The organism is Sinorhizobium terangae, assembly GCF_009601505.1.
In the GTDB taxonomy this organism is placed as follows: domain Bacteria; phylum Pseudomonadota; class Alphaproteobacteria; order Rhizobiales; family Rhizobiaceae; genus Sinorhizobium; species Sinorhizobium terangae.
In genome coordinates, this window is the sequence record NZ_WITC01000082.1 from 1 (window position 1) to 1,408 (window position 1,408).

Genomic DNA, 1,408 nt, shown 5'->3' on the forward strand with positions numbered 1-1,408 from the left:
TCGGCGACAACCGGCTGACCGGCGCGCTCAACCTGACGCCCGACTTCAAGCCGGACGGCACGATCGACTTCACCCTGCCCGATCTCGGCCTGCTGGCCGCCATGGCCGGCCAGACCGCGTCCGGCGATCTCGCCGGTTCCGCAACAGTCCGCACCGTCAATGGCATTACGTCGATCGCGCTCAAGGCGAGCGGCGGCAGCATCAGCCGCGATGCGCTGACGATTGCCAGGCCCACCGCCGATATCAACATCGCCGACATTGCCAAGCTGGCCATCAGGGGCAATATCAGCGCGGAAAGCCTCGGCCAGGGAGAAAACCGCCTCTCGGGCCTCAATCTCGCCTTCGAGCAACAGGCAGAACGGACGGGCTTTTCGATCGACGGTTCCTATGATGGCGCGCCGGTCGCGGCGACCGGCGATCTCGTCAGCAATGCCGGTCGCACGGAGATCCGCCTGGCATCCCTCTCGGCGACGCCGAAGCGGGTCCCCCTGCAGCTTGCCGCGCCGACGACAATCGCCATCGAAAGCGGCGTTGTTCGCCTCGACGATCTCACCATTCTCGCGTCGGACGGCGCGATTGACGTCGCGGGCACCGTTGGCGAGCAACTCGATATCTCGGCGCAAATCAACGCGCTTCCCGCCACCCTGATCAACACCTTCGCCCCGACGCTCGGCGCCGAGGGCGCGATCGGCGGCACCGTCAATGTCAGCGGGGCGGCCGCAGCGCCGGTGGTCGGCTACGATCTCGTCTGGAACGGCGCCTCCATTGCGTCGGTTCGCTCCACCGGCATCGTCGCGCAGGACGTCACGGCGAAAGGCACGATCACGGTTGCCGAAGGCGAAGTCCGCTTCGATCCGCTGACGATCGAAAGCGGCGCCTTCCGCGGCAACGTCACCGGCCGCCTCAACCGCGCGAATGCAACCGCCGCTGCCGACTTCAAGCTCTTCGCCGAGCCGCATCTGCTGCCGCCCGGCCTCGCCACGAAGTTCGACAGGACGATCGCGATCTCCGGCAAGGTCGAGACCGGCGAAGGCGGCAGCGTCCGACTGAGCGCGCTTGATCTCTCGTCCGGCACCGTCGACGCCCGCGGCACCGCCGCGCTTGCCGATGGCGCGCTGACGGCGGCGATCGAAGGCACGCTTCCCAACCTCGGCAAATTGCTGGCGGACGCTGAGGGCAACGCGGCGTTCAACGCCGACATCTCCGGCCCGCTCAACGAACTCGGCATCAAGGCTCAGATGACCTCCAGCGGCGCAACGCTGGCCGGCCGCAACCTGACGGACCTGGCGATCAATGCCGACGTGACAGCCAAGCCCGGCAGCCCGCAAGCCAAGCTGACGGCAACCGGCGCGCTCGGCGGCCAGGCGATCGATGTGCGTGCCGACGTGGTCTCCGAGAACGGCCGCAC

General features: G+C 67.8%; 1 protein-coding gene. It reads left to right on the forward strand.

Going from position 1 to position 1,408, the window contains the following annotated elements; all coding sequences use genetic code 11:
- A partial coding sequence (locus tag GHK62_RS35390; RefSeq protein WP_475527561.1) for a translocation/assembly module TamB domain-containing protein occupies positions 1-1,408 on the forward strand: 1,408 nt, incomplete at both ends.